Source organism: Lactobacillus sp. CBA3606 (assembly GCF_002970935.1).
Lineage (GTDB): Bacteria > Bacillota > Bacilli > Lactobacillales > Lactobacillaceae > Lactiplantibacillus.
Genome location: NZ_CP027194.1, coordinates 2,337,540 through 2,361,960, shown reverse-complemented (window position 1 = coordinate 2,361,960; position 24,421 = coordinate 2,337,540). Strand labels below are relative to the sequence as shown.

The window sequence follows — 24,421 nt, the reverse complement described above, 5'->3', positions numbered from 1 at the left end:
TTATGAAAAAGATTCGTAGTTACACCAGCATTTGGTCAGTGGAAAAAGTGCTCTACGCGATCAATGATGTTAATCTACCATTCCCCGTCACGTTCACGCAAATGACTTGGTTCATCGTTGCGCTATTTTTGGTCATGTTGCTGGGCGATGTACCACCACTAAGTTTTATTGATGGCGCGTTCCTAAAATATCTCGGTATTCCAGCAGCCATTACTTGGTTCATGAGTCAAAAGACTTTTGATAACAAACGGCCACTAGGTTTTCTTCGCTCGGTGATCACTTATTTTACCGCCCAGAAGATCACGTTTTCCGGACGGCCAGTCAAACCCGTTAAAGCCCATGCCCTTGACCACATCACCCACGTAAGGAGGTTCAACCAGTGAAGTTTCCCATAAAATATATCGAAGACAATTTAGTGTTTAATCGTGATGGCGAATGCTTCGCCTATTACGAACTCGTCCCCTATAATTACTCTTTTCTCTCACCTGATCAAAAAGCGGAAGTCCACGAAAATTTCCGTCAGTTGATCTCACAAAACCGTGACGGTAAACTGCATCTCTTACAACTTGCCACCGAATCCAGTATCAAAGACACGATGCGCCGTTCCAAAGCCACGGTCAAAGGAAATTTAAAAAGTATTGCCGATACGCATATTGACGGTCAAGCCGCCGCGTTGATCGACAATATTGGCGATAATCAAGTTGATTATCGTTTTTTTATTGGTTTTAAACTGCTGTTAAACGACCGCGAGTTATCCGCTAAAGGCGTTTGGCATGATATCATGCTTGGCATTCAGGATTTTCTTCATGAATTCAATGAAAAATACACCGGTGACTTCATGGTCATGAACAACAGCGAAGTTGATCGTTTTCGTAAAGTCGCCCGCTTCCTTGCCGATAAAGTCAGTCGCCGGTTTAAAATTCGACCGTTGATTAAAGATGACTTTGGTTACTTGTTAGAACATCTTTACGGTATGTCAGGGCAAGATTATGAAGACTACCAATACCACCTGCCACGACAAAAAAATGAACAAGATACGGTAATCAAAAAATATGACTTGATCAAGCCAACGCGTTCGTTGATTGAACAAAAGCAGCGTTACTTGATCATCACCCACGGTTTCACCGAATCCTATGTCACCTATATGGCCTTATCCGATATTGTTGGTGAATTAGATTTTCCCGGTAGTGAGATTTTCTACTTCCAGCAACAACAATTCGATTTTCCCATTGATACCTCACTGAATGTGGAAATTGTGACTAACAAAAAGGCACTAACTAAGGTGCGTAACAAAAAGAAAGAATTGAAAGATTTAGATAACCACGCCTATGAATCTAATAACGAAACCACTCGCGGTGTCGCCGATGCCCTTGATTCCGTTGACGACTTGGAGGCTGAGCTTGATCAAACTAAAGACGCGATGTACAAAATTTCCTATGTCATTCGCGTCAGTGGAAAAAGCTACGATGAAATGAAAAAGCGCGCTGATCAAGTCCTCGATTTCTATGATTCATTGAATATTAAATTGGTTCGCCCGTTCGGCGATATGCTGGGGCTACACAGCGAGTTCATGCCCGCTTCAAAGCGCTACATGAATGACTACATTCAATACGTGACTAGTGATTTCATTGCCTCATTAGGCTTTGGTGCTACTCAAGCTTTAGGAGAACGCGAAGGAATTTATGTGGGCTACAACGTGGATACCGGCCGCAATGTTTTCATCAAACCTGACTTAGCCGCGCAAGGCTTAAAGGGAACAGTGACCAATGCTCTTTCGGCCGCTTTCCTTGGTTCACTTGGCGGTGGTAAATCATTTTCTAATAACTTACTCGTTTACTACGCCGTACTCTATGGCGCACAAGCTTTGATACTTGATCCAAAATCGGAACGAACTGATTGGGCGAAAAATTTAGACTTCATGCAAGACGATATTAACATCGTTAACCTGACCAGCGAAGAAGCGAATCGCGGTTTACTTGATCCTTATATCATTCTCAGTAATCCAAAAGATTCTGAAAGTCTGGCGGTCGATACACTCACCTTTTTAACGGGAATCTCTAGTCGTGATGCCGAACGGTTTCCGACTTTACGTAAAGCGATTCGCAACGTCACCCTTGATCCGCAACCCGGATTATTGAAAGTGATCACTGAACTGCGCCGCGAAGGGACCCCGATTGCCAACAATATCGCTGATCATATTGAATCGTTCACCGATTATGATTTTGCCGCCTTACTCTTTTCAGATGGCTCCACTCGCCGTTCGATCGCCTTGGACCGCAAAATCAATATCATTCAAATTGCCGATTTGGTCCTGCCTGATGCGGACAAAACGCAAGATGAATACATCACCGCGGAAATGTTATCCGTCGCCATGTTGATGATCATCTCGACTTTCGCCATCGACTTTATCCATGCCGATCGTTCGCAATTTAAAATTGTCGATCTCGATGAAGCTTGGGCATTTTTGAATGTAGCGCAAGGTAAAGCTCTTTCTATGAAGTTGATCCGTGAAGGCCGTTCAATGAATGCTGGGGTTTATCTAGTCACGCAAAACGCTAATGATCTTCTAGACGAAAAGATGAAAAATAATATCGGTATGAAATTTGCCTTTCGTTCGACCGATATTAATGAAATCAAAAACACCCTCACTTTCTTTGGGCTTGATGCCGAAGATGAAAGTAATCAACACCGCCTACGTTCACTGGATAATGGTGAATGCTTATTTCAAGATATTTGGGGCCACGTCGGTGTCCTACACTTTGATTATATCTTTGAACATCTATACAAGGCCTTCGACACTCGCCCACCAGCGCAGATAACTGGAGGTGAGTAAATGTCGGTACGTAAAAAACGACTTTTATTACTGATCGGCTTTGTGCTAGTCGTGGTGCTAGTGAGTGCTACTTCTCTCCAAAGTGTCCACGCAGCAGGCCTAGTCGATGAAACCGTCAATAATAAACACGAATTTTCCAAATATCCAGTCAATAACTATCAACTAGATTATTTCGTCGATTCATCATGGGATTGGTTGCCATGGAACTGGGGTGACGGCATTGGCAAGTCGGTCATGTACGCTATTTATGCTATCACCAATTTTCTGTGGCTGATCTCCGTCTACCTCTCCTACGCCACGGGTTACCTGATTCAACAAGCTTACTCACTAGATTTCATCAAAGATACCACCGATGCCATTGGTAAAAACATGCAACTACTCGCCGGGGTTTCTAAAAACGGCTTTAGCGCTGACGGCTTTTATCCCGGTATGCTTTTGTTGCTGATATTAGTGCTTGGCGTGTATGTCGCCTATACTGGCCTGATCAAACGTGAATCCTCCAAAGCCATCTCAGCGGTAGCCAATTTTATCGTGATTTTTATTCTGTCGGCAAGCTTCATTGCCTACTCACCCGACTATATTGGCAAGATCAACCAATTTTCCGCCGATATGAGTACCTCAGCTTTAAACACTGGTTCTAAAATGATCATGCAAAATAAACAGTCCACCTCAAAAAACGGGGTTGATGCGATTCGTGAAACGTTATTCAACATTCAAGTCAAACAGCCGTGGACGTTATTACAGTTTGGCGATTCTAATCTCAAGGAGGTTGGCGAGGATCGCGTCAACAAACTGGTCAAAACTGATCCGTTCAAGAACAAAGGTAAAGATCGAACAGAGATCGTCAAGGCTGAAATTGAAGATAAAGAAAACGACAATCTATCAGCGGTCAAAACGATTCAACGTTTAGGTGTGACCACCTTTGTGTGTATCTTCGATATCGCAATCACCATTTTTGTCTTCTTTCTCACAGCGATGATGTTATTTAGTCAAATCCTCTTTATTATTTACGCCATTTTCTTACCGATCAGTTGTCTCTTAGCCATGATCCCAGGATTTAACGGCTTAATGAAAACGGCTGTTTTGCGGCTATTCAATACGATCATGATGCGTGCTGGCGTCACTATTGTCCTAACATTGACGTTCTGCCTTTCCACCATGATCTATGGGCTATCGACCACCACCCCATTCTTTCTGGTCGCCTTTCTCCAAATCGTCATCTTTGCCGGCATCTGGATGAAGCTCGGCGATTTAATGGGCATGATGCAGCTTAAAAGTTCTGACTCCCAAGCTGGTGCTAGTCGCTTGCGCCGCAGTAGTAGCCGTTTGATCCGGCAGGTCATGGGCAACGCCGCAATGGGTGGTATGCTCGCACGCGGTTTAAAACCACGTCCACAGCCGCAGACTGAAACTGGTACTGATGCAACCGGTAAAGGTAATTCAAAACGACCACAGCCCAATAAACGCGATGCCACCACTAGCAAGATGACCCGTGCTGGTAAAAAAGTGGGTGCTGCATTAGATACCAAAAAGAAAATGGCCGCAACTGCGAAACACACCAAAGAACAGTTAAAGGATCTGCCAACCAATACAAAATATGGGTTACATCAAGGTAAAGAAACGGCTAAAAAAGGTATTGGTGATTTCAAAAATGGGTTGAAAAATCAGCGTCAAGACAATCAATCAGAACGCGAACTGGCCGCTAAAAAACGTCGGGAAGAAATGCAACGGCGTAAATTAGTGGTTGATCCGCCAAAGAATCCACGGCAACCGTCTAATTCTGATCCGATCAAGAAAAAGTCGGCAGTTTCTCCAGTCACGCAACCAAAGCCACGCGATCCCAGTACCACTAAACTACCACATACTAAAACACCAATAGAAAAGCCAACATCACGGCCCAAACAATCATTCACGACTGCACCCAAAACTGGTGAGAAACGGCAATTCAAACCGACAACTGACAAGCCACTGAATCTCGTTGTCAATAAAACAACCATGCACCGTAAATTGCTGGTCAAGCCAAGGCAAAAACATGATGAATAAGAAATGGTTAGGCCTAGCCGTTTTGCCGATCATACTCATTAGCTTGTTGTTCTTTTCAGTGGCAATGACAGCTGATGACGATGATAGTAGCGATTCTACTGAGTTAGTGGTTGATTCGATGAACCTTTCCGCAGAAGTACTCAAGTACAAAAGTACCGTTGAAAAATATTGCAAGGAGTTTGGTATTCCTGATCAAGTAACCGTGATTCTCGCGATTATGCAAGTTGAATCTGGCGGTAAAGGTAGCGATGTCATGCAGTCTAGTGAATCACTGGGCCAAGCTCCCAGTAGTTTATCGCCGGATGCTTCGATCAAACAAGGCGTGAAATACTTTGCTAGTTTAATCAAATCCATGAAAACAACCAAAACTGATTTAAATACAGCTATTCAAAGTTACAACTTCGGTGGCGCTTTTATTAATTATGTGGCTACGCATGGTAAGAAATATTCGCTACAAATAGCCAGTGATTTCGCTAAAGAAAAGGCCGGCGGCAAAAAAGTCACTTACACCAATCCAGTTTCTGATGAAGGTTGGCGCTACGCTTATGGCAATATGTTCTATGTAAGTTTAGTCAGCCAATATCTTAGCCCGACTGTGGCTAACTTCAGTGATAAAACGGTCAAAGCCATAATGACCGAAGCACTTAAATACCAAGGCACGCCCTATGTTTTTGGCGGCTCAACGCCAACCACAGGTTTTGATTGTTCTGGGTTAACCAGTTGGGCTTACGCCAAGGCTGGTATTAAGCTCCCGCGTACCGCCCAAGCGCAATATAATGTGACCCAACATATCAGTATCAAAAACTCCAAGGCCGGTGACTTAGTATTTTTCAAAGGCACTTACGCAACTTCAGATTACATTACCCACGTTGGCATCTATGTCGGTAATATGCGCATGTATAATGCTGGCGATCCCCTTGGCTACGCTAACTTAAATACCGCCTACTGGCAAGCACACCTTGTTGGTGCTGGTCGCATCAAGAAATGAGGTGATTATCCATGACCTTAAGTGAGAACGGCTATAGCTACGACCACTGGATGGACCTGTTAACTAACGCTATTGATCATACTTTGGTTGAAAGTCGGATTGATTTGAATTACGGCGATAATCGCTTATTACGTAACAAACAACTCGATCACGCTTCAGCCGAATGGGAACGCATCAAGTTTTTTGAACAACATGAACCGAATGTTAATGATCTAGTCAAAGCGATTGATTACTTTGTCGCCGAACTGCCGCAATTTGAATTTGGTAAACGTCGTGAGTTCCGTTTAGCTTTAGAACATGAACAAAACGTCAAAGAGTGGTTAGGCAATACTAAGTTTCGTGAGGAAGACCGCCAATACATTTTAGATCGAGAACTACACCTTGCCGAAGAATTTTTCACCAACGATGACAAATACGATCTTTATAGTGAACTAGACTATCGCGGCTACACCCAAGTCCGTCTACGCCAGTTATTTGACCGCTTTCGCAATGACTATCCCAAATTTTATCAGTGTTATGAACTGGACCACAACTATCAAAAAAATAATCACCTTGCCATCTTGCAACAAAATAGTGTAGCTAATCTCGCCACTAAACTTAAATGGTAAATCTGATCCACAAGGAGGAACAATCCATGGCCCGTCAAGATTATGAAGACTACGACTATGAGTACGACGACTACGAAGATCCCCGTGATCATCGCTATGCGGAACGCCCGCGACCACAGTATCATGAAGATTATGAGGATCGACCACCGCAGCGAATACAGGAACGGGACGAACGCAACTATCGCCGACCACCAGATGATTATCGCGATGAGCGTTACCCACCCCACGACTTTGAACAACAACGTGAACCACGGTCATCCTATGATCGAGAAAGTGAACACGATCTACAGTATGAATACAACGAACGTCCAGCCAAGCATCAGATCGCTTCACATAAGAAAGCCCGTCCCAAGCGGCCGCGTAAAAAAGTCAAACGACAACGACCACCAAAGCGCCAACCAAAACCGATGAAAGAAAAAAAAACCCGCAAGTTAAAACAACCTCGCGTTGGCATCCGGCGAAAAACTACTTGGTTCTGTTGGTTGATCTTGATCGCTAGTGTGAGTTTTGGCGTGTACAAGAATTTCACTGCCATCAATAAACACACAGTCCATGAACGTGAAGTAGTGAAAGTTAAGTTGACTGATACCAACGCGATTGAAGCATTCATCACCGACTTTGCCAAAGTCTATTACACATGGGAACCTAACCAGGAAAAATTAGAAAACCGACAAAAAGATCTTAGTAAATTTATGTTAAATGGATTGGTGACCCTGAATGCCGATGCTTTGCGTTCAGATATTCCGACAACTTCCACTGTGTCTGATATTCGAATTTGGAAAGTTGAGGCTAAAAAGAATCAAGTCAATGAAGTCTTATTCACCGTTAATCAGCAGATCAAAAACAGTCAAAAAGAAGACGCCGCAAAAGCAATCGAGTCCACCTACTCATTGAATGTTATGAAAAATAAAGATGGTGACATGGTGATTGTGACTAATCCAACGATTGCGGCAGCTCCGTCTAAGGCCAAAGCAACAGAAAAACAGCTTCAAACAGATAGTTCAATTGATGCCGAAACCACCAGTAGCATCACTAAATTTCTAACGACTTTCTTCACCCTTTATCCTAGCGGCACCACCAATGAACTGAAATATTATGTCGATGGAGGGACAAAACCACTAAATAAAGACTACCGTTTTGCGGAACTGGTCAATCCCACCTTCCATCGTCAAGGCGACAACATTCGAGTTGACGCGACCGTCAAGTTCCTCGATAGTGAAACCGATATGACCCAATATTCACAGTACTCTCTTATTTTAGAAAAAGCAGGTTCAAACTGGACAATTAAGTCTGGTTTATAGTAAAAACCACGGCGTTCAAATGAATGCCGTGAATACATAATATGCTTTAAATAACAATTAATTTATTTTATATTTACAGTCTTTAGTTGTCATGATTACTTAGCATCGAGTTTATCGTCTTCTTCTGCTCATGTTGAATAAATATACTTGCGTAATGCCTGATATTGGTGATAAAATTCGTGTTCGTTTTTATTCTCTTGCGGTGTTCAGTAATATCGGTTTGCGCTCTAGATTTTAAGTTTGAAAAAAACAGATATTAGCAGTCAACCTAATTAATTGAAAAAAGGCCAACTTAAATAAAGGTGGGTAAACCTCAGAATTTGACCTCCCTCAAGCAGTTACCCTAAAGCCGTGCTGTTTCGCAAATTGGATTGCGGCTTCAACGGTCATTGCGCGTGTTGGTTGGTTTTGTTCTTTAATCACCGGCGGCGTATAGACCACATGTTCACTCAACATGTGATAAATTGCGGTTAATAATTGCCGGGCAATGGCGATTATTGCCCGTTTATGGCCGCGCCGTTTCTTGAGCGCTAAATAGCGATTGCGAATTTCGGGGTGTTTCGGACTCCGAACAACTGCATTGGCTATTTGAACGAGTAATGGCTTGAGATAGCAGCCAGCACGTGAGATACGAACCGAGTGCTTTTTACCCGCACTTTCGTTATTAGTTGGCGTTAAGCCGGCCCAAGAACAAAGATGTTTAGCTGAATAGAACTTAGTCATATCAACACCAATTTCTGAGATGACACTAATGGATGACATCATAGAACTACCAAAGCCCGGTGTGCTTTGGATCAATTCAATTTCTTTGGCATAAGGTTTAGCCAATTCTAGGATGATTGTTTCTAATGCTTGTTTATTGGCAACCAGCTGTTCATAGTGTTGCTTGATAAGCTTCATTTTCTCTGCTTGTTCAGGAGTAATGACGCCATCAATCGCTAATTCTAATTCTGGTAATTTTTTCTTCAGGCTACCGTGAATCAAACTTGGCAAATCCACATCAGGTTCTAACGGATTTTCTAGGATGCGCTCAATAATTTTGGACGCACTTTTTCCGAAAGTGTCGGAAACCACACTAGCTAATTGAATGTTAGAGACCGTTAATGAATTTTGAAACCGATTCTTTTCACTTGAAGTAAAATTAGTCAGTTTAAACCGATAACGTAGCAGATCACGTAATTGGCGAATATCTGCCGGTGGCATAAAGCTACCAGCAACGAGATCGTGTTTAAATAAATCTGCGATCCATTGGGCATCTTTCTTATCGGTCTTCTTACCGCGAATCGCTTTGACATACTTGGGGTGGGCCAAAGTGATCCGAATATCACGTTTTTCTAAAATATTGTGTACGGGGATCCAGTATTTACCGGTGGATTCCATACAGAGATCAAAACATGAGTATAGCTCTAACCAATCAGCTAACGACCGCAGGCCGTTAGTGAAGGTCGAGAAGCGGTGACGCTTGTAGGTGGTAATACCGTGGCCATCAGTGATGGCCAAACAAGCAACCACAAAAGTTTTGTGAACATCTAAGCCACAACAGTTCTGATAGACAATTTTTAGCATTGTCTTGTACCTCCCTCAAGATTGTGATCCCACAAAGTAGGGACTAGTTGTCCAGCATTAAACGAGTAGTTTAAACAAAGATAAGTTTGCGTGCTCAAAGTCACACTTATTTGTGCTTGAAAGGACAACCTACACATATAATTATTCAGCACTAACGCTAACGTCAGTGCTACTAATCTCCACGTGATTTGTAGTGTACAAGGTACGATCACAAGTTAAATATACAAAGAAATACCGCTGCAGGCAAACGCTTTTTCATTGCGTTTTGTGCCTTGAGCGGTACGCGAAAGGAATGTTTATAATTATGAATAAACCCACTGCAACATAGAAATGACACACTTCTATTTTATACTTATTCTAGAATCAAAAACGAAAGGAAGTGAAGTTATGTCACAATGGATTCTAATAGCTCTTATTCTTTTAGCACATCCACTCATGATGCTATTTATGCATAAAGGTATGATGCATGGGAATTCTGGTAGTATGAATGGCTGCGGAAATCATACCCAACAAGATTCCAGCAACACTGAAAAACCACGTAAAAAAGTCAATTAGCTTGGAGGTATTATATGCAAATATTAACTGGCAGTCATGACAATGAAGTTCATGAACATCTTTATGAAAGTGGTCCAAGACGGATTGGTCATCGTAAATTAAAGAAAAATACCGTGACAAATAATGGCGAATTTCATCCAGTACCTGGAAATATAGTTCTTATTCCTTTGAAAGGAAAGGTAAAGTTAACCACACCAGATCAGGAATATACTATTCAAAGCGGTCAAGTTGCTGTGTTAGAATCAACCGATAGTTTTTATTTAACCGCAATAAGTGATGTTGAATTTATCGGCGTAGTTGACATCAAATAATTCAATTTTGAGTGCTTATCTCAAGCACTCCTTTTTTGTATATTTCTCCATATTTATTACACATTAAATTGTTTAAATGAAGTATATTGCATAATTGGAGGACATAAAGTTGAAATTAATGAAAAAAAATACACCTATTTTAGTTACAGCACTATCATTAACTGGTATTGTACTTTTCACAGGAAAACCAGCTGAGGCAGCTACAACTCAAGCTACAGTTTCCTATCAAATCGGTGCTACTACAGTTTGGAGTAGTCCAAGCTATTCTAGTAAGCCAATTAGTTATTTAGCTCCTAATTCAAAAGTTACCCTTGATGTTAAAAAAAGTGTTAACAAAGTAAACTGGTATCAATTAGCAGAAAATCAATGGGTACCAGAAACATATTTAAAAATGGCTCAGGAAACTACGGTTACACCCACGGCAACAGCCACAACCAAAACGGTAGTTGCAAACTTAAAAGATGCCGCAATCACTATTTGGACTGATTCAGCTGGTACTACGCCGACTGGAGAATACTTATCTTATGGTACTGCCATAACTATTCAAGGGCAGCAAGAAATAAATGGTGTGACTTGGTTCCGAATTGATCAAGGATGGGTACCAGAAACATACTTAGCGTCTGATAACAATGGAACCCCTTACTATATTAATTCTCAAACAAAACAATTATCAGCTCCGCAACAAAGCGCTACTTCTGAAACAGTTAGTACCAATGATTCAAGCGATGATACGATTGCCCCCACTACAGCTGCACAAAGTTCAACTAGTTCAAATATTATGCAAACAACTAAATCGGCTCTACCGCAAGAACAATCGGTCAACAATCAAAGTTCGGCTGCTGCTAATACAGGAGCACAAAAAACTACTAACACAAACGCTGCCTCACAATCTACTATAGAAAATATTATTAATGCAGCAGAAGCACAAATTGGTGTTCCTTATGTGTGGGGTGGAAAAACACCAAGCGGATTCGATTGTTCTGGCCTAGTTGGCTATGCGTTTCGCCAAGCAGGGAAAGAAGTTGGCGGTTACACCGTTGCTCAGGAAAGTGCTGGTACTAAAGTTAGTCTAGATAATCTGCAACCAGGTGATATTCTTTTCTGGGAGAACCTGGTGCCAGCTACCATGACGCTATTTATATTGGTAATAATCAATATATAGATTCACCAAAACCTAGTGATTCAGTTGGAATTCGCACGATCAATAGTTATTTTTCTCCCTCATTCGCAGTTCGTGTCTTTTAATTATGTCGATAAATAAAAATGTTTAAAAATCTAAAAAAACAAGTGCGTCCTTGGGATTATATAATTTTTCTCATATTATTAATAGTTTCCTTTATACCATTAGCCATATTTGGATATTCTCAAAAGCAACAATTGGCCGCAGCAGCCGATAATAATACTAAACCAATTATCTATGCTGAAATTTCTATTGATAAAAAAGTAATAAAAAAAGGGTATTCGGATTTTATGGTGGAAAAGGGCTTATAAATCACCCTTCTCCAAATTCTTAATAAGTGTGGAAAAATCGACACCAAAGTTGTCTGTAATGTTATGATCATTCACTTCATACCAATTGAAATTATCGTGTAACATAGCTTTATTGAAAGCACTTGAATTAAATCGTGGCTTACGCTTTTTATGGAGCTTCTCATTGAAAAGGATTTTGGCTCGTAAGGCATCAAACGAGTAACCTCTACCCATTCGCTCTACCTGCCTAATAATGCTGTTAATTGACTCCGTATAAGCGTTAGTGAGCCTTTTATCAAAGTAGTTGAATATTTCGACATGCCAGTTGTCTACGGCTCTCACGAGGTCTTTATATGCATCTTTAGAGTTACTGGACATACAACGGTGTCTCCATTGACTATAACGAAGACGACCTTCATCTGAATCAGGAGTATCCCATATCCAGTAAAACTCTTCTTTGAGTTCATAGGCTTCTTTTAAGGCAGGAAGATTACCTAACCAAGTCTCTAAGAGGAATGATTCACGTTCATTTAGATCGTGTTTACGCTTTAGAAGGATAAACCTTTCACGCATAAGGGTACGTCTTTCTTTTTGGCTCATATGAGCTTTCAAAGACTTTCTGACGTTATCTAAGGCTTGATTAGCCATTCTAACTACATGAAACTTATCTACGACCACTTTAGCGTGTGGAAGGATAGTGTTCACTGCGTCTTTGTAGGGCTTCCACATATCCATTGTGACGTACTCAATATAAGTCCTGTCACTAATTTCTGAAAGACGTTGGATGACTGTTTCCTTGTTACGGTTAGGCTTGATGTCATAAATAGTCCTGCGTTCAATATTAGTCAATACAAGCCGAGGTCTTTGGATAATATGTATCTCGTCTATCCCAAGCCACTTAGGAGTTTCAAACTGGTATTCACGTTCTTTGAGTGCCACATAGTCCTTAAAAACGTTCCTAATAGTTTTCTCGTCAACGCCAACGCTTTCTGCGACTTCTACAAAGGTCTTAGACATGGATTGCTCTTGAATAGACTTTAAAAGCCTTTTGGTCATACTACGCTTTTCATCTACAGATACTAGGCGTTCCCAGAAGGTAGATCCGCATTCACGACACTTGTATCGTCTACGGTTCAATTGTAAGCCCACTCGCTTTAAACGAATGGGCAAATCCATAATTAGTTGATTTCTTGAACTGTGTTTGTACAACTTGTCAAAACCACATTCAGGACAACGTTCAGGTGGTCCGACTGCTTCAACTTTAAACATCATATCGGTTTCATTTTCTTGTGGTGATTCTATTGTTTTAATGTCTGGTAGGGATAATAAGTCTGACATATTGTTCATCCTTTATTACTCTGCGGTGTTAAGGTATCAAATATAGATTTGATGTCGAAATCATCAGTGTTAAATTATTTTTGTGACCAGAAATGCACTTAGAAAATCCCTTAAAGCATTTATATAATGGGTGATCGCAAAATAGTGTATGAAATCCTTTTGTAGACTTTGCTAAACTACTGCACACTTTAGTACAGTATTAGCTGGTTCACTTGAATAGGGAATTGTAAAAAAAGTTCCCTTAGACTGCACAACAAGATAATTTCGAAACATTTTTATCGAACGTAAGTGCAGCTAATTTTAGCCCTTCAGCCATTGTTAAATATGGTGCTAGGGTTTCTGTTAAATCTTCTATCGTTAAGTTAAATTTAACAGCTAATGATGCTGCATAGATGACATCTCCTGCATTCTCAGATACAATATGAACCCCTAATACTTTTAGTGTTTCTGCATCTGCTACTAGTTTAAATACACCGGTTGTTTCACGGTTTACAATTGCTCTTGGAACAGCATCTAAAGGTAATACAGATGTCTTCACATCATACCCTTTCTCTTTTGCTTGTTCTTCTGTTAAACCAACCGTTGCAACCGTTGGATTCGTAAACGTAACAGCAGGAACTACCGATAAATCTATTTTTTTGTTTAACCCACCGATAGCATTATCAGTAATAATTCCACCTTCATAGGCTGCTACATATACAAATTGCGGTCCTAACGTCACATCTCCTGCTGCATAAATCTTTTCATTACTTGTTTGACCAAAATCATTGATCAGGATTTCATTATTTTTTCCGGTTTCAACACCTGCCGCACTTAAATTTAAAGAATCCGTATTTGGTTTTCTTCCAGTGGCAACAAGTAACTGATCTGATTCAATAACTTCTTTACTGCCATTTACTGTTACGTAAACCTTTTTTATCTCTCCACTTTGTACAACACGCTCAAAAGTTGCCCCTTTGACAAGGCTTATCCCCTGTTCAATTAACGCTTTTTCAACTGACTCTGAAATCTCAGGATCATACTCCTTTAAAAGTCGCTCACTTCTTTGCATAAGCGTTATTTCTGAACCTAAATGATGAAATAGTTGTCCAAGCTCCATTCCAATGTATCCTGAACCAATTACAGTTAATCGTTTTGGTATTTTCTTTAACTCAAGAAGTGTTGTACTAGTTAAATAGTCCATTTCTTCAAGTCCTGAAATTTGGGGCAATGAAGGAGATGCACCTGTTGCAATTAAAAAGCGTTTTGCAGATAACTTTGCCCCATTGACCTCAACCGTACTAGCATCAACGAATTTTGCTTCACCTTTAATTAAATCAAAATTATATTCATCAATTAAATCCACATATTTTTGATTCCGAAGTTCGCTCACCAATTTATCCTTTTGCGTGATTAAACTAGCTAAATCCACTTCTCCAGCGGATGTTTGTAAACCTATAAACGGGTTGTCTTTTGATAAATGATTGATTTCCCCTGCCCTAAGAAGAGTTTTTGACGGAACACAGCCAATATTCACACAGGTTCCCCCAACCGTTCCACGCTCAATCATTCCAACTTTTGCACCGTATTCTATAGCTTTAATTGCCGATGAAAAGGCAGCAGCACCAGAACCAATAATAAGAAGGTCATAATTGTCTTCATTACTTAACGCCACGTTTTCTAGTGATGATACTTCTTCAATTTCTCTGGCTTTGTAATTTGCTTCATCAATCGCCTTTATTGCACTTTCAACCTCAATTTCATTGGGTAGTTCAAATACTGCTTCACCACGACGAAAACTAGACTCAATATTTTTAGCACCTATCTTTTCAAGTGCTGATTCAACGTGTTTTTCACAACCCGCACAGGTCATTCCTTGAATGTTTACCTTAAATTTATTCATAATAAAGCCCCTTTCGTTAATCTCTCATGTTAATGTTTCTATTATTGGACACGAATGTAATTGCTTTTCATCTGGACATCGTTGTTTTAAGTCGTCTAACATAGTTTCAATTCGTTTTAAATCCTCTATTTGTTTTTGAACTTCCATTTGTTTTTTAGAAACAAATTCGAACATATCTTGACAACGAACTTCATCTTTATCTACAACACCAAGTAATTTATAAATCTCGTTTAAAGAAAATCCAAGTTCCTGTATTCGTTTAATAAACCCAACACGCTTAACGTCATCATATGAATATATCCGATAACCAGCTTCCGTTCGGTGAGGTTCTTGTAGTAAATTTTTTCGCTCGTAATATCTAATCGTTTCTTTATTAACGCCACATTTTTCTGCAAACTCACTAATGCGGTAAATCATCTTATTTCACCCCATGAATATTATAAACCGTGTACCATAGTACACGGTCAAGTAAATTGGACTATTTTATTTTTTCCCCAACGTATCACTCGTATGTGATTGATACTTTTATAATACTATTGATTGTCCTAACATCCCACTAGAAAATCCGATTTAAACACCAGTTGTTTTTAAACTATTAAAAAAGTAATTCCACTATATATTCCGAAGACCCAAAAAAAATTAAATTATCAAAAAAAACACCACATAAATTATTTACCTTACACCCACACTCTGGTGAATATAATATTATAGAAGTTAATGGGACACGCATTCGAGACAAGGAAGACAATACACCAGACCAGATTGCTGTCAATACTGGTTGGATTAGTAAACCAGGTCAACAAAGTATTTGTCTTTCTCACCGTCTAATTATAACGATAAAAAGTAGTAATAAGTCTACCACACCAGATAACTCTCTTGTAAAGCCTTAAACATACAAGCGTTTAAAAAGGCAATCATGATCCTCCAAAAGGATGTACTCCAAATTGGAAATTATGATTGCCTTTTACTATATATTTATTTTTGCGTACTCATCATTATTATCATTATTGAATGAAGCATTACAAATTGGTTAGTTGTGGAAACAGGAACTCTAACACGTCTACTGTTACTCGACGTTTTTTACCCTTATAGGGATAGCAATGCATATCCATCATCGGATTGTAGTTGGCCTCGATAATTGAGTAGGACTCGTGACTAGAAACCGGAACTAATCTATCTGGAATAATCAAATCAATTCCACATATTTTTGCACCTAAACACTTCACAGCAGCTACAGCTTTTTCCTTGTAAGTAAAGTCAATTTGATCAGTTACATCAATGGAATCACCACCGGAACTGATATTTGAATTTTTTCTAAGATAGGTGCGCTTACCAACCACCGGAATTGAATCAACCGTAAGGCTTTGGCTTTTCAACATGGCTTGTTCGACCACACCCAAAGAAATCTTTGTAAGCGGTGTTCGATCATTCAGGCCACGTAAAGTACTCTTATTTTTAATTGCAACTAACTGTTTTACTGTATGATGCCCATCACCAATAACATTAGCTGGAATTCGTAATAATACTGCCTTTATTTTATCATTAATTACTAAAAACCGATATTCAGGCCCTGCAAAAAAATTCTCAACCAGTACAGTCGAACATTCAGTAAATGCTCGCCGAATTGCTTGTTGATAATCAGCTAGAGAAGGAGAAAACTGAAATACGGAAACTCCCCTACCGTAATTAGCCGACTGGGGCTTAATCACAATCGGTTCACCCACAAATCTTGAATAGGCCGCTAAAGCCGTGTCCGCGTTAACAAATTCAACTCCGATTGGAACATTAAACCCCGCCGTGACCAAAATCCTTTTAGTAGCCGTCTTATTTTTCATGATCAGCGGCACAATATAACTATCTCGACTTGTCATATTACCATTCTTAACATACTCAATTTGGTGACCCAATTGTAGTTTTAATAACTGATCATTTTCATCGACCATGTCCACCATAATACCTTTTTGAATTGCATCAAACATTAAGATTTGTGTTGATAGCTCCATATTGACAAAGCCGTTTAATTGATAAGGTACCTGCATGGTAACCCTACGATTCTTTAATCCGATTGCTGTTGCCAAATCCGATTGTTTAGTGGCCATTAACCCCTTCGTCATTCGTCCACCAATCGTTTTTGTAACATCTATGAGCATGTCCTGGGACTGTTGTAGCACTTCTTCATAACCATTTAAATTCAACTGCTTTGTCATTTTTTTCATTAAATTAATTATTTTAAGGCCGTTTGTTCGATAACAAGTTGGTGCTAATGGTGACTCAAGCGCCACCTCATTATTGGTTTGATTACCAGTTGCTATCCAATCATCACCATTTTTCTTCTCATCTGTCCAAAGCATGAATAGCATAAATAGTTCCATAAACACAATCTGATTTTTACTAATTCCATATCGTTCAAATGGATTAATATCGATATTTCTTAACTCAAGATAATCAATTTTTGTTTGTTTACATCTGACTATATTTTGGCTCTCGCGCAACCTAACTGAAGAATAAAATTCTTTCTCTTCAAGTAAATTACCTTTGCGTATTTGAGATTCGATATCACTGAGATAGATTTTCAATGATTCGAACGATACTTGAACATTTTCTTTATTGCGATAACCGAACTCACTGTTTCTAATGCTTCGAACTATCTTCTGGGGCTTCTCTTCATGGTGCTTAAAGTAGTTACGTTCGGCAACAGGAGATGCACCGAACAAATAAGTAATCACCCAACGGTAATGCAGATAATTACGCGCTATTTTTAAATAGAGAGTTGTTTTAAAACAGGCAAGATCCTTAATTTCACATTGTTGGCGATACAATGCTTCAACCAACACAGCCGGAAGCTCAAAATTAAAATGTAAGCCACTGATCATCTGTTTACGCCGACCATAAGTTTTTGCCAAATAACGTCGATACAAAACATCCTTAAAGTCGGGTAACTTAGCTAGGCTAATCTGATCTTCACAACTTGGCAATGCTGGTGGCATGCTAAGAGGCCACAACATTTCATTAGTTGGTAATGACTGGTAGACCACATCATGTAATGCAGCCAACCAATGGAACAAATCATTCACAGTATCCACTACCGGGGTTACGATTTCTAACTGTGTCTCGGCAAAGTCTGTTTTAATATAGGGATGAAACCGACGACTACCAAATACGATCGGGTGATCAGTACCAGCTAACTTTCCGTCTAAAGTTACTCGCTGGCTTTCGCGCTCTACACCAATTCTCGAATGCGATATTGCAGATACACTTGGCGTTTGCTGCAATAATTCACTAAAAATAATCAACTATTTTCATCTCTCTTTTTCACACTTTTGCTTTTTAGAAACTATAAATAACTATTATTACATCATAGTCCGCAAATACTACGATATTTTAAGCGTAAATATTATCTCGGTATTCCAAATGGAAAAATAAACGGAAAATAAATCTTAAATATTCTAGAATCTAAATGCTTGCACCACCACCGCCAGAGGATCCACCACCACCTGAAGAACCACCACCAAAGCCACCAAAATGATCATTATTATTATTGAAAAGCCAAGCTATTATTGACCAGAATTGCCAACTGCGACCCCAAGGACTGATTATAAAACCGATAAAAATAAGCAAAACGATTAGTTGCAAAATATTTTTCCAATTGAAAAGATTACGATCAGATTTAACTACATTCTGATTTTCATTACCAGAAATTGCACTTTTATTATTTTTATAGCCATAATGTTTATCAACTAATGTTGCTACGCTATCGAATGTTTTCTGCAATCCCTGGTTTACGATTGTAGAGGAAGTAGATTTCAATTCTGCCGTATTATTGTTCAAAATTTGTCCAGATTGGCTATCTGTAACCACATCTTCTAATCCATAACCAACCTCGATACGAACATTACGTTTCCCACCATTTAAGGCGTAAAGAATTAGAATACCATTATCCGAATTCTTTTGACCAATTCTCCATTTTGAAAATAAATCAGCTGCATACTGGTCTATATCGGTATCGCCAGTAGATTTTACCACAGCCAACATAATTTGTGGTTTAGCCTTGGTTCCTTCATATTGTTGGTTCTTAGCATTAACTAAATTTTGTGTCTGTGAATCTAGCAAATTCACTTGGTCAAAATAATTTTCAGCTGGCGTATTAGGTAAACTGGCTGCCTGAACAAGAGTAGTTTGGAACAGTGACAAAAATGGTAATAATAATAACCACAGCCAGATATTCGTCTTTTTTCGTTTCACTGTGTCCACTTCCTAGTTGTTAAAATCAACTTTAGGAGCCTTGCTTGCATTTGAATTTGCTTTAAATTCAGTCTTTTTACCTAAGCCCATTGTAGATGCAAAAATATTTTTAGGAAAAGTAACCACACTTTGATTATAAGTCTTAACTTGCTGAATATAACGACGTCGTTCAACCGCAATACGATTTTCAGATCCCTCTAGTTGGGTCATTAACGTCGCAACATTGGTATTCGACTTCAAATTAGGATAATTTTCTTGGATCACATTGATCAAAGTACCAACTGAACTATTGATTTTATTATCAGCATTAGCCTTTTCCTTAACTGTTGTCGCACTGCCATAACTCTTCCGTGCATCAGCAATTTGACCAAAAACCTTCTGTTCCTGATTCATGCTTCCTTTAACTGCACTTACCAAGTTTGGAATTAAATCATAGCGTCGTTGCATCACGTTCTCTACTTGACTCCATTGCGCTTCAACTTCTTGATTCTGTTTAGCTAAATTATTATAGGTACCAACACTAATCGCTCCTATAACAACAAAAATGCCTAAAGATACTACTAAAACAACCCACCAAGGCTTAAATCTTCGAGATTGCATTGCTCTCATCCTCTCAAAAAAACTCTACATTTATTGTTTAATGAAATCCCAGAAAATTAAACCAAAAACAGTATAACAAGATTTAAATTTCTACTTCTTTAATTCAAACTCGTAGTTAATTTAACAAGAGTATTCCAGCAAAAATTGCAACAATAGTATAGATAACTGCTACCGCAACTGTTATTACTGTAGATTTCTTTGAATTTTGATTTTCCACTTTATGACCTCCAGTCTCACGCAGTTACAGTGGTTAACTTGGTTTTATTAAGCATCAACGAGCTCGCAACAACGGATAATGAACTCAATGCCATCCCCAAACCAGCCAGCTCTGGGCTTAAGATCAAACCAAGTCCGACAAAAATACCAGCAGCGACAGGAATGCCCAGTGAATTATATATAAATGCCCAGAACAAGTTCAACTTAATTCGATTAAACGTCTTTTGACTTAATTCAAGTGCATTAACAACATCCAATAAGTTATTTTTGACTAAGATAATACCGCCTGATTCAATCGCAATATCTGTTCCTGATCCCATGGCGATTCCAACGTCAGCTGTTGTTAATGCCGGTGCATCGTTAATGCCATCACCAACAAACGCAACTGGTGCCTGTTGTTGAAGCTGTTTTACATGATCGGCCTTATCACCAGGTAGTACATCGGCAATTACTTCATCAATGCCAACCTGATCAGCAATTGCCCGAGCAACTCGTTCATTATCACCAGTTAACATAACTGGACGTAAGCCACGTTTCTTCAAGGCCGCAATTGCTGTAGCTGAGCTTTGCTTTGGCGCATCTTGAATAGCAATTAACCCAACAATTTTATCGTCGTAGCCAACAATTACCACTGTTTTGGCTTCGCTTTGCAACTGTACCATTTTAGCTGTTAATTGATCAGTAAGCTTATAATTATCAAGTAATTTATCATTGCCAATGAAGGCTTTTTTACCATTGATCTGTGCTTGTACACCTTTACCCTCGATTGCTTTGAAATTTTGTGCAGAATTAGGTGTGATGTCTTGTTCCTTAGCTTTTTCTAACACTGCTGCGGCTAAAGGATGTTCCGAAGAAGCCTCAAGATTAGCTGCTATGTCAAGTACCATTTGTTCATCACCAATAATATCCGTTACTTTTGGCTTTCCAACTGTAATCGTACCTGTTTTATCAAAAACAACCGTTTTGATTGTATTGACAGCCTCCAGCACTTCACCGTTTTTAATTAGAATACCCATCTTAGCACTGCGTCCGGTACCAACCATCAAAGCCGTTGGCGTAGCAATTCCTAATGCACAAGGGCAAGCGATGATGATTACCGAAACAGTAAATAGCATGGCAGTTACTACGCTGGCCCCAAGTAAAACATACCAAACGAAAAAGGCCAGAATTGCAATAATTAGAACAGCAGGAACAAAGATATCGGAAATCTTATCAACAGTTTTTTGAATTGGTGCATGACTAGTTTGAGCTTTTTTTACCATTTCAACAATTTGTGCTAGTAATGTATCATTGCCTACTTTACTAGCTTTAAACATAAATGTTCCAGTACTATTCATTGTTGAGCCAATTACCGTATCGCCAACTTTTTTCTCAGTCGGCATACTTTCACCTGTAACCATTGATTCATCAATTGTCGAACTACCTTCAGTAATTACGCCATCTACAGCAATTTTTTGTCCTGGTTTAACACGAAGAATATCGCCTACGATAACTTCAGCCATTGGAACTTTAATAATTTCTCCACCACGCAAAACTTCGGCTTCTTTCGCTTGTAAATCCAATAGCTTTGCCACAGCACCAGACGCATTACGTTTCATGTTTTCTTCAAAAACTTGGCCCAATAAAATTAAGGTGATGACAAGGGCTGCATCTTCGAAGAAAACGTCTTGGTTACTAAACATTGCATAAATACTATATAAATAGGCCGTTCCCGTGCCAATAGCTACTAAAGTGTCCATATTGGCGTGATGATGACGAAATGATGCCCAAGCACTTTGTATAAATGCTCGTCCAGAAATTACCATAACTGCGGTTGTGAGTAGAAACTGTGTCCACATATCTCCCGGCAATTTAAAACCAAACGGGCTAGCAACCATGTTTATTAGTATCGGGGTAGAAACAATTAAAGAGAATATAAAACGATTTCGAATACTCATTTAATAACCACCTTTCCATAAACCATGTCCATCCCACAATGAAATTGATATTCACCGGCCTTATCTGTATTGATCGAGAAAATTTGTTGTTCGTTTATTGGTAAGAAACGCTTAATACCAAATTTTGGAAATACAATCGTATCTACACATCCCTTATCACTGATCCGCTTAAAAATAATTTCCGCGGGAATTCCTTTAGTTAGTTTCACTGTATCTGGATGATAGCCACCATCAACAACCACCACAATACTTTGTTTCTTTTCTGCCATAATAACTACCTCCAATATTTTTATAAGCTAAATTTTCTATTTAACGATCACTTTTCCATGAAACATATTCATTCCACAAGCATAGTTGTATTCACCAGGTTTACTTGTATCAATGTCGATTGCATGATCCTTATTCTGTGGCAAAAAATCATTGATGCCGAAGTCTTCGAAAACAACTTGTTCTAAACAGCTTGAGGGATCTTTACGGTTAAACGTAATTTGGGCGGGAATACCACGTTTCAAAACCACAGTACTAGGTGTATAACCGCCATTAACAACCACACTAACATCTTGTTCATTACCTGTTACATCAGCTGCAACCTCCTTAGTCACATGTTTGCCGAAGAACCACCAGACAATAAACCCAACTAATAGACCGGCTATTATTGTTACCAAAATTTTATCCATAATCAGACTTCCCTCTTATAAAAATTATTTTTCAATCAGTCATATAACAATCATTTTTTCCACTATACAAACAGTTGCAGTTAATTGTGCTAGGCGCATCCTTTAGTTTTTTATCAAGCTGAGCCTGCATACGCTCAATATCACCTTTACTAAGATTTAACTTAGCTAACAGATTAATGATGACGGCTCCTTTTTTCATATCACAGAGATGTTGAAATAATTCCGTCACAGTTTCGTCCATTGCGGCTGTTTCTGGCACGGTAGGTCGATAATTAAAATGACGACCTTCTTTAGTTGTTGCCAAAATATTTTTTTTAGTCAACCGACCAAGTAAAGTTTTGATTGTAGATTCCGACCAATCACGTTTTCGCTGCATCACTTCAATAACATCAAGGCTGCTTACACTTCTCTTAGTCCAAATGATGCGCATCACCTCCCATTCAGAAGGTGTCATGAACGTTATATTAATTTTATCCAGATTAACCACTCCTCGCTTAATTTACACTTGTAAACACAAAGTATCATACCTTTATTGTTTACATTTGTAAACACAAAAATTAAAAAATTTTAGTTTCTTTTCGGAACTGATTGTTGTTGTAATCTCCTTAACCAAACTCCACGGTATATAATTTACTAAACAGTGACAAGCGCTCACGTTTACGCTGTATTCGTGGTATGAAAACACCGATATCTTCAAGATTAAATCCAGAAATTAAATTATTCTCATTAAAAGCAATTGGATTTTTCATGATTTTAGGATGCTTATACACGATAGTAACTAATTGATCAAAGGTTAAACTATTATCGAAAGTATATTCTCGAGCAGTCTTTGAACGTGTTGCAATTAAATCATCACTACCATTATCAGACAGCAAAAATAAATGTCTAATTTCTAATTTTGTTAAGCGTTTTTGCATAATATTTCTGGTTTGTGTTTCTATTTTTTGACAACGAAACCAATCCAACATTTTTCTTTTTGCTGGATCACTGGTATGAAAATATAAATTAATCATAATTTAGCATCATCCTCTATCAAATATTGGTCAGCTGATTAAATAATTAGAGATCTTTTGTTGCTTTCGTCGATAAACGAAGATAATTATCATAACAACAAAAATAACTAATGATAATAATTGTGAGACTCGTACTTGTCCAAATAGGTACAGGCTATCAGTCCGCATTCCTTCAACAAAAAATCGACCAAACGAATACCAAATTGCATAGCTTAACGCAATTTCTCCTCGTTTAAAAAGCCCTTTTTTATGTCGTAAGCTAATAAGTAAAATCAATCCAATAAGATTCCATACCGATTCATATAGAAATGTCGGTTGATGATACGCACCACCGATATACATCTGCTGTACGATAAAATTGGGTAAATGGAGCTGCTGCAGAAAGCCACGTGAGACGACAGTACCAAAAGCTTCCTGATTAATAAAATTCCCCCATCTCCCAATAACTTGTCCTAGCATGATGCCTGGCGTAACAACATCTAAAACTTGCCAAATTGACAGGCCACGTCGCCGGCAGAAGATAATCAATGTAATACCACCAGCAATCAAACCGCCATAAATTGCAATTCCGCCTTGCCAAATTGCAATGATCTCATTTAAATGTTGCGAATAATACGACCATTCAAAAATAACATAATAAAGTCGTGCACCTATCAGGCCAATTGGTAAAGCCCAGAGTATCAGATCATAAATATCATCCGCAGAAATCTTTTGCTGCTTAGTCTCTTTAATTGCAAGTAGTACGCCAAGCACTGCACCACTAGCAATAATAATGCCATACCAATGAACCAGAAAAGGTCCTAGTTTAAACGCAATCGGATTTAATGCCCCCATATAATCA

Annotated in this window: 23 protein-coding genes and 1 pseudogene; 11 read left to right on the top strand and 13 right to left on the bottom strand. The window is 39.0% G+C overall.

The features are described 5' to 3' along the window. The first annotated feature begins 2 nt into the window (after positions 1–2). Genes C5Z26_RS11430 through C5Z26_RS11405 form a run of 6 tightly spaced genes read left to right on the top strand, consistent with a single transcriptional unit; the run spans position 3 to position 7,773 of the window. Positions 3–383 (top strand): conjugal transfer protein, encoded by a 381-nt coding sequence (locus C5Z26_RS11430; protein WP_100070866.1) that lies wholly within the window; start codon positions 3–5, stop codon positions 381–383. Then, complete coding sequence (gene tcpF, locus C5Z26_RS11425; protein WP_010581390.1) at positions 380–2,833, top strand: conjugal transfer ATPase TcpF; 2,454 nt, start codon at positions 380–382, stop codon at positions 2,831–2,833. The genes C5Z26_RS11430 and tcpF overlap by 4 nt, the downstream gene beginning before the upstream one ends. Next, entirely contained in the window at positions 2,834–4,876 is a 2,043-nt protein-coding gene (locus C5Z26_RS11420) for a CD3337/EF1877 family mobilome membrane protein (protein ID WP_010581391.1), read from the top strand. Continuing rightward, complete coding sequence (locus C5Z26_RS11415) at positions 4,869–5,864, top strand: bifunctional lytic transglycosylase/C40 family peptidase (protein ID WP_010581392.1); 996 nt, start codon at positions 4,869–4,871, stop codon at positions 5,862–5,864. The genes C5Z26_RS11420 and C5Z26_RS11415 overlap by 8 nt, the downstream gene beginning before the upstream one ends. A gap of 11 nt (positions 5,865–5,875) precedes the next feature. Next, positions 5,876–6,472, top strand: coding sequence for a hypothetical protein (locus C5Z26_RS11410; protein WP_010581393.1), 597 nt, complete (start codon positions 5,876–5,878; stop codon positions 6,470–6,472). A 26-nt stretch (positions 6,473–6,498) separates the two neighbouring features. Next, positions 6,499–7,773 carry a conjugal transfer protein gene (locus C5Z26_RS11405; RefSeq protein WP_010581394.1) on the top strand — a complete coding sequence of 425 codons (1,275 nt, stop codon included), beginning with the start codon at positions 6,499–6,501 and terminating at the stop codon, positions 7,771–7,773. A 330-nt stretch (positions 7,774–8,103) separates the two neighbouring features. Here C5Z26_RS11405 and C5Z26_RS11400 read toward each other — a convergent pair whose 3' ends face one another. Next, the gene (locus C5Z26_RS11400) at positions 8,104–9,339 is read right to left on the bottom strand and encodes an IS110 family RNA-guided transposase (protein ID WP_105450037.1); all 1,236 of its coding nucleotides are present in this window, start codon (positions 9,337–9,339) and stop codon (positions 8,104–8,106) included. Between the two features lie 387 nt (positions 9,340–9,726). Between C5Z26_RS11400 and C5Z26_RS12550 the strand changes: the two genes are divergently transcribed. The 4 genes from C5Z26_RS12550 (at position 9,727) to C5Z26_RS11385 (ending at position 11,696) form a co-directional block, all read left to right on the top strand. Further along, positions 9,727–9,894, top strand: coding sequence for a DUF2933 domain-containing protein (locus tag C5Z26_RS12550; protein WP_162182092.1), 168 nt, complete (start codon positions 9,727–9,729; stop codon positions 9,892–9,894). 14 nt (positions 9,895–9,908) lie between these two features. Next, positions 9,909–10,205, top strand: a complete 297-nt coding sequence (locus C5Z26_RS11395) for a hypothetical protein (protein ID WP_041094402.1) — start codon at positions 9,909–9,911, stop codon at positions 10,203–10,205. Positions 10,206–10,323: 118 nt separating this feature from the next. After that, positions 10,324–11,367 (top strand): C40 family peptidase, encoded by a 1,044-nt coding sequence (locus C5Z26_RS12510; RefSeq protein WP_234005752.1) that lies wholly within the window; start codon positions 10,324–10,326, stop codon positions 11,365–11,367. 101 nt (positions 11,368–11,468) lie between these two features. Then, positions 11,469–11,696 (top strand): hypothetical protein, encoded by a 228-nt coding sequence (locus C5Z26_RS11385; protein ID WP_191978425.1) that lies wholly within the window; start codon positions 11,469–11,471, stop codon positions 11,694–11,696. Here C5Z26_RS11385 and C5Z26_RS11380 read toward each other — a convergent pair. The 3 genes from C5Z26_RS11380 to merR all read right to left on the bottom strand — a co-directional run bounded on the left by C5Z26_RS11380 (position 11,691) and on the right by merR (position 15,312). Then, positions 11,691–13,013, bottom strand: coding sequence for an ISL3 family transposase (locus C5Z26_RS11380; protein ID WP_041094404.1), 1,323 nt, complete (start codon positions 13,011–13,013; stop codon positions 11,691–11,693). The two genes, C5Z26_RS11385 and C5Z26_RS11380, sit on opposite strands and share 6 nt — an antisense overlap. 241 nt (positions 13,014–13,254) lie before the next feature. Further along, a complete protein-coding gene (gene merA / locus C5Z26_RS11375) occupies positions 13,255–14,895 on the bottom strand; it encodes a mercury(II) reductase (protein ID WP_041094406.1) in 1,641 nt (546 codons plus the stop codon). 24 nt (positions 14,896–14,919) lie between these two features. Beyond that, complete coding sequence (gene merR, locus C5Z26_RS11370; RefSeq protein WP_020220203.1) at positions 14,920–15,312, bottom strand: mercury resistance transcriptional regulator MerR; 393 nt, start codon at positions 15,310–15,312, stop codon at positions 14,920–14,922. A gap of 215 nt (positions 15,313–15,527) precedes the next feature. Between merR and C5Z26_RS11365 the strand changes: the two are divergent. Beyond that, positions 15,528–15,785: pseudogene (locus C5Z26_RS11365) on the top strand (NusG domain II-containing protein); the annotation flags it as partial. Positions 15,786–15,914: 129 nt separating this feature from the next. On the opposite strand, the gene gshAB reads toward C5Z26_RS11365, so the two are convergent. From gshAB to lgt, 9 genes are all read right to left on the bottom strand, one after another. Beyond that, on the bottom strand, positions 15,915–18,188 hold the full coding sequence (gene gshAB, locus C5Z26_RS11360) for a bifunctional glutamate--cysteine ligase GshA/glutathione synthetase GshB (protein WP_082232378.1): 2,274 nt from the start codon (positions 18,186–18,188) through the stop codon (positions 15,915–15,917). 160 nt (positions 18,189–18,348) lie between these two features. Continuing rightward, on the bottom strand, positions 18,349–19,137 hold the full coding sequence (locus C5Z26_RS11355) for a TPM domain-containing protein (RefSeq protein WP_234005688.1): 789 nt from the start codon (positions 19,135–19,137) through the stop codon (positions 18,349–18,351). A gap of 12 nt (positions 19,138–19,149) precedes the next feature. Further along, positions 19,150–19,737 (bottom strand): LemA family protein, encoded by a 588-nt coding sequence (locus tag C5Z26_RS11350; protein ID WP_105450036.1) that lies wholly within the window; start codon positions 19,735–19,737, stop codon positions 19,150–19,152. Positions 19,738–19,970: 233 nt separating this feature from the next. Further along, positions 19,971–21,890, bottom strand: a complete 1,920-nt coding sequence (locus tag C5Z26_RS11345; RefSeq protein ID WP_105450035.1) for a copper-translocating P-type ATPase — start codon at positions 21,888–21,890, stop codon at positions 19,971–19,973. Beyond that, positions 21,887–22,159 carry a cupredoxin domain-containing protein gene (locus C5Z26_RS11340; RefSeq protein ID WP_105450034.1) on the bottom strand — a complete coding sequence of 91 codons (273 nt, stop codon included), beginning with the start codon at positions 22,157–22,159 and terminating at the stop codon, positions 21,887–21,889. The genes C5Z26_RS11345 and C5Z26_RS11340 overlap by 4 nt, the downstream gene beginning before the upstream one ends. Before the next feature lie 36 nt (positions 22,160–22,195). Beyond that, positions 22,196–22,567 (bottom strand): cupredoxin domain-containing protein, encoded by a 372-nt coding sequence (locus C5Z26_RS11335; protein WP_105450033.1) that lies wholly within the window; start codon positions 22,565–22,567, stop codon positions 22,196–22,198. A 31-nt stretch (positions 22,568–22,598) separates the two neighbouring features. Beyond that, on the bottom strand, positions 22,599–23,021 hold the full coding sequence (locus C5Z26_RS11330) for a CopY/TcrY family copper transport repressor (protein WP_191983296.1): 423 nt from the start codon (positions 23,019–23,021) through the stop codon (positions 22,599–22,601). 151 nt (positions 23,022–23,172) lie between these two features. Beyond that, positions 23,173–23,580 (bottom strand): ArsC/Spx/MgsR family protein, encoded by a 408-nt coding sequence (locus tag C5Z26_RS11325; protein ID WP_057736513.1) that lies wholly within the window; start codon positions 23,578–23,580, stop codon positions 23,173–23,175. Positions 23,581–23,610: 30 nt separating this feature from the next. Continuing rightward, positions 23,611–24,414, bottom strand: coding sequence for a prolipoprotein diacylglyceryl transferase (gene lgt / locus C5Z26_RS11320; RefSeq protein WP_041094419.1), 804 nt, complete (start codon positions 24,412–24,414; stop codon positions 23,611–23,613). Positions 24,415–24,421: the final 7 nt, after the last annotated feature.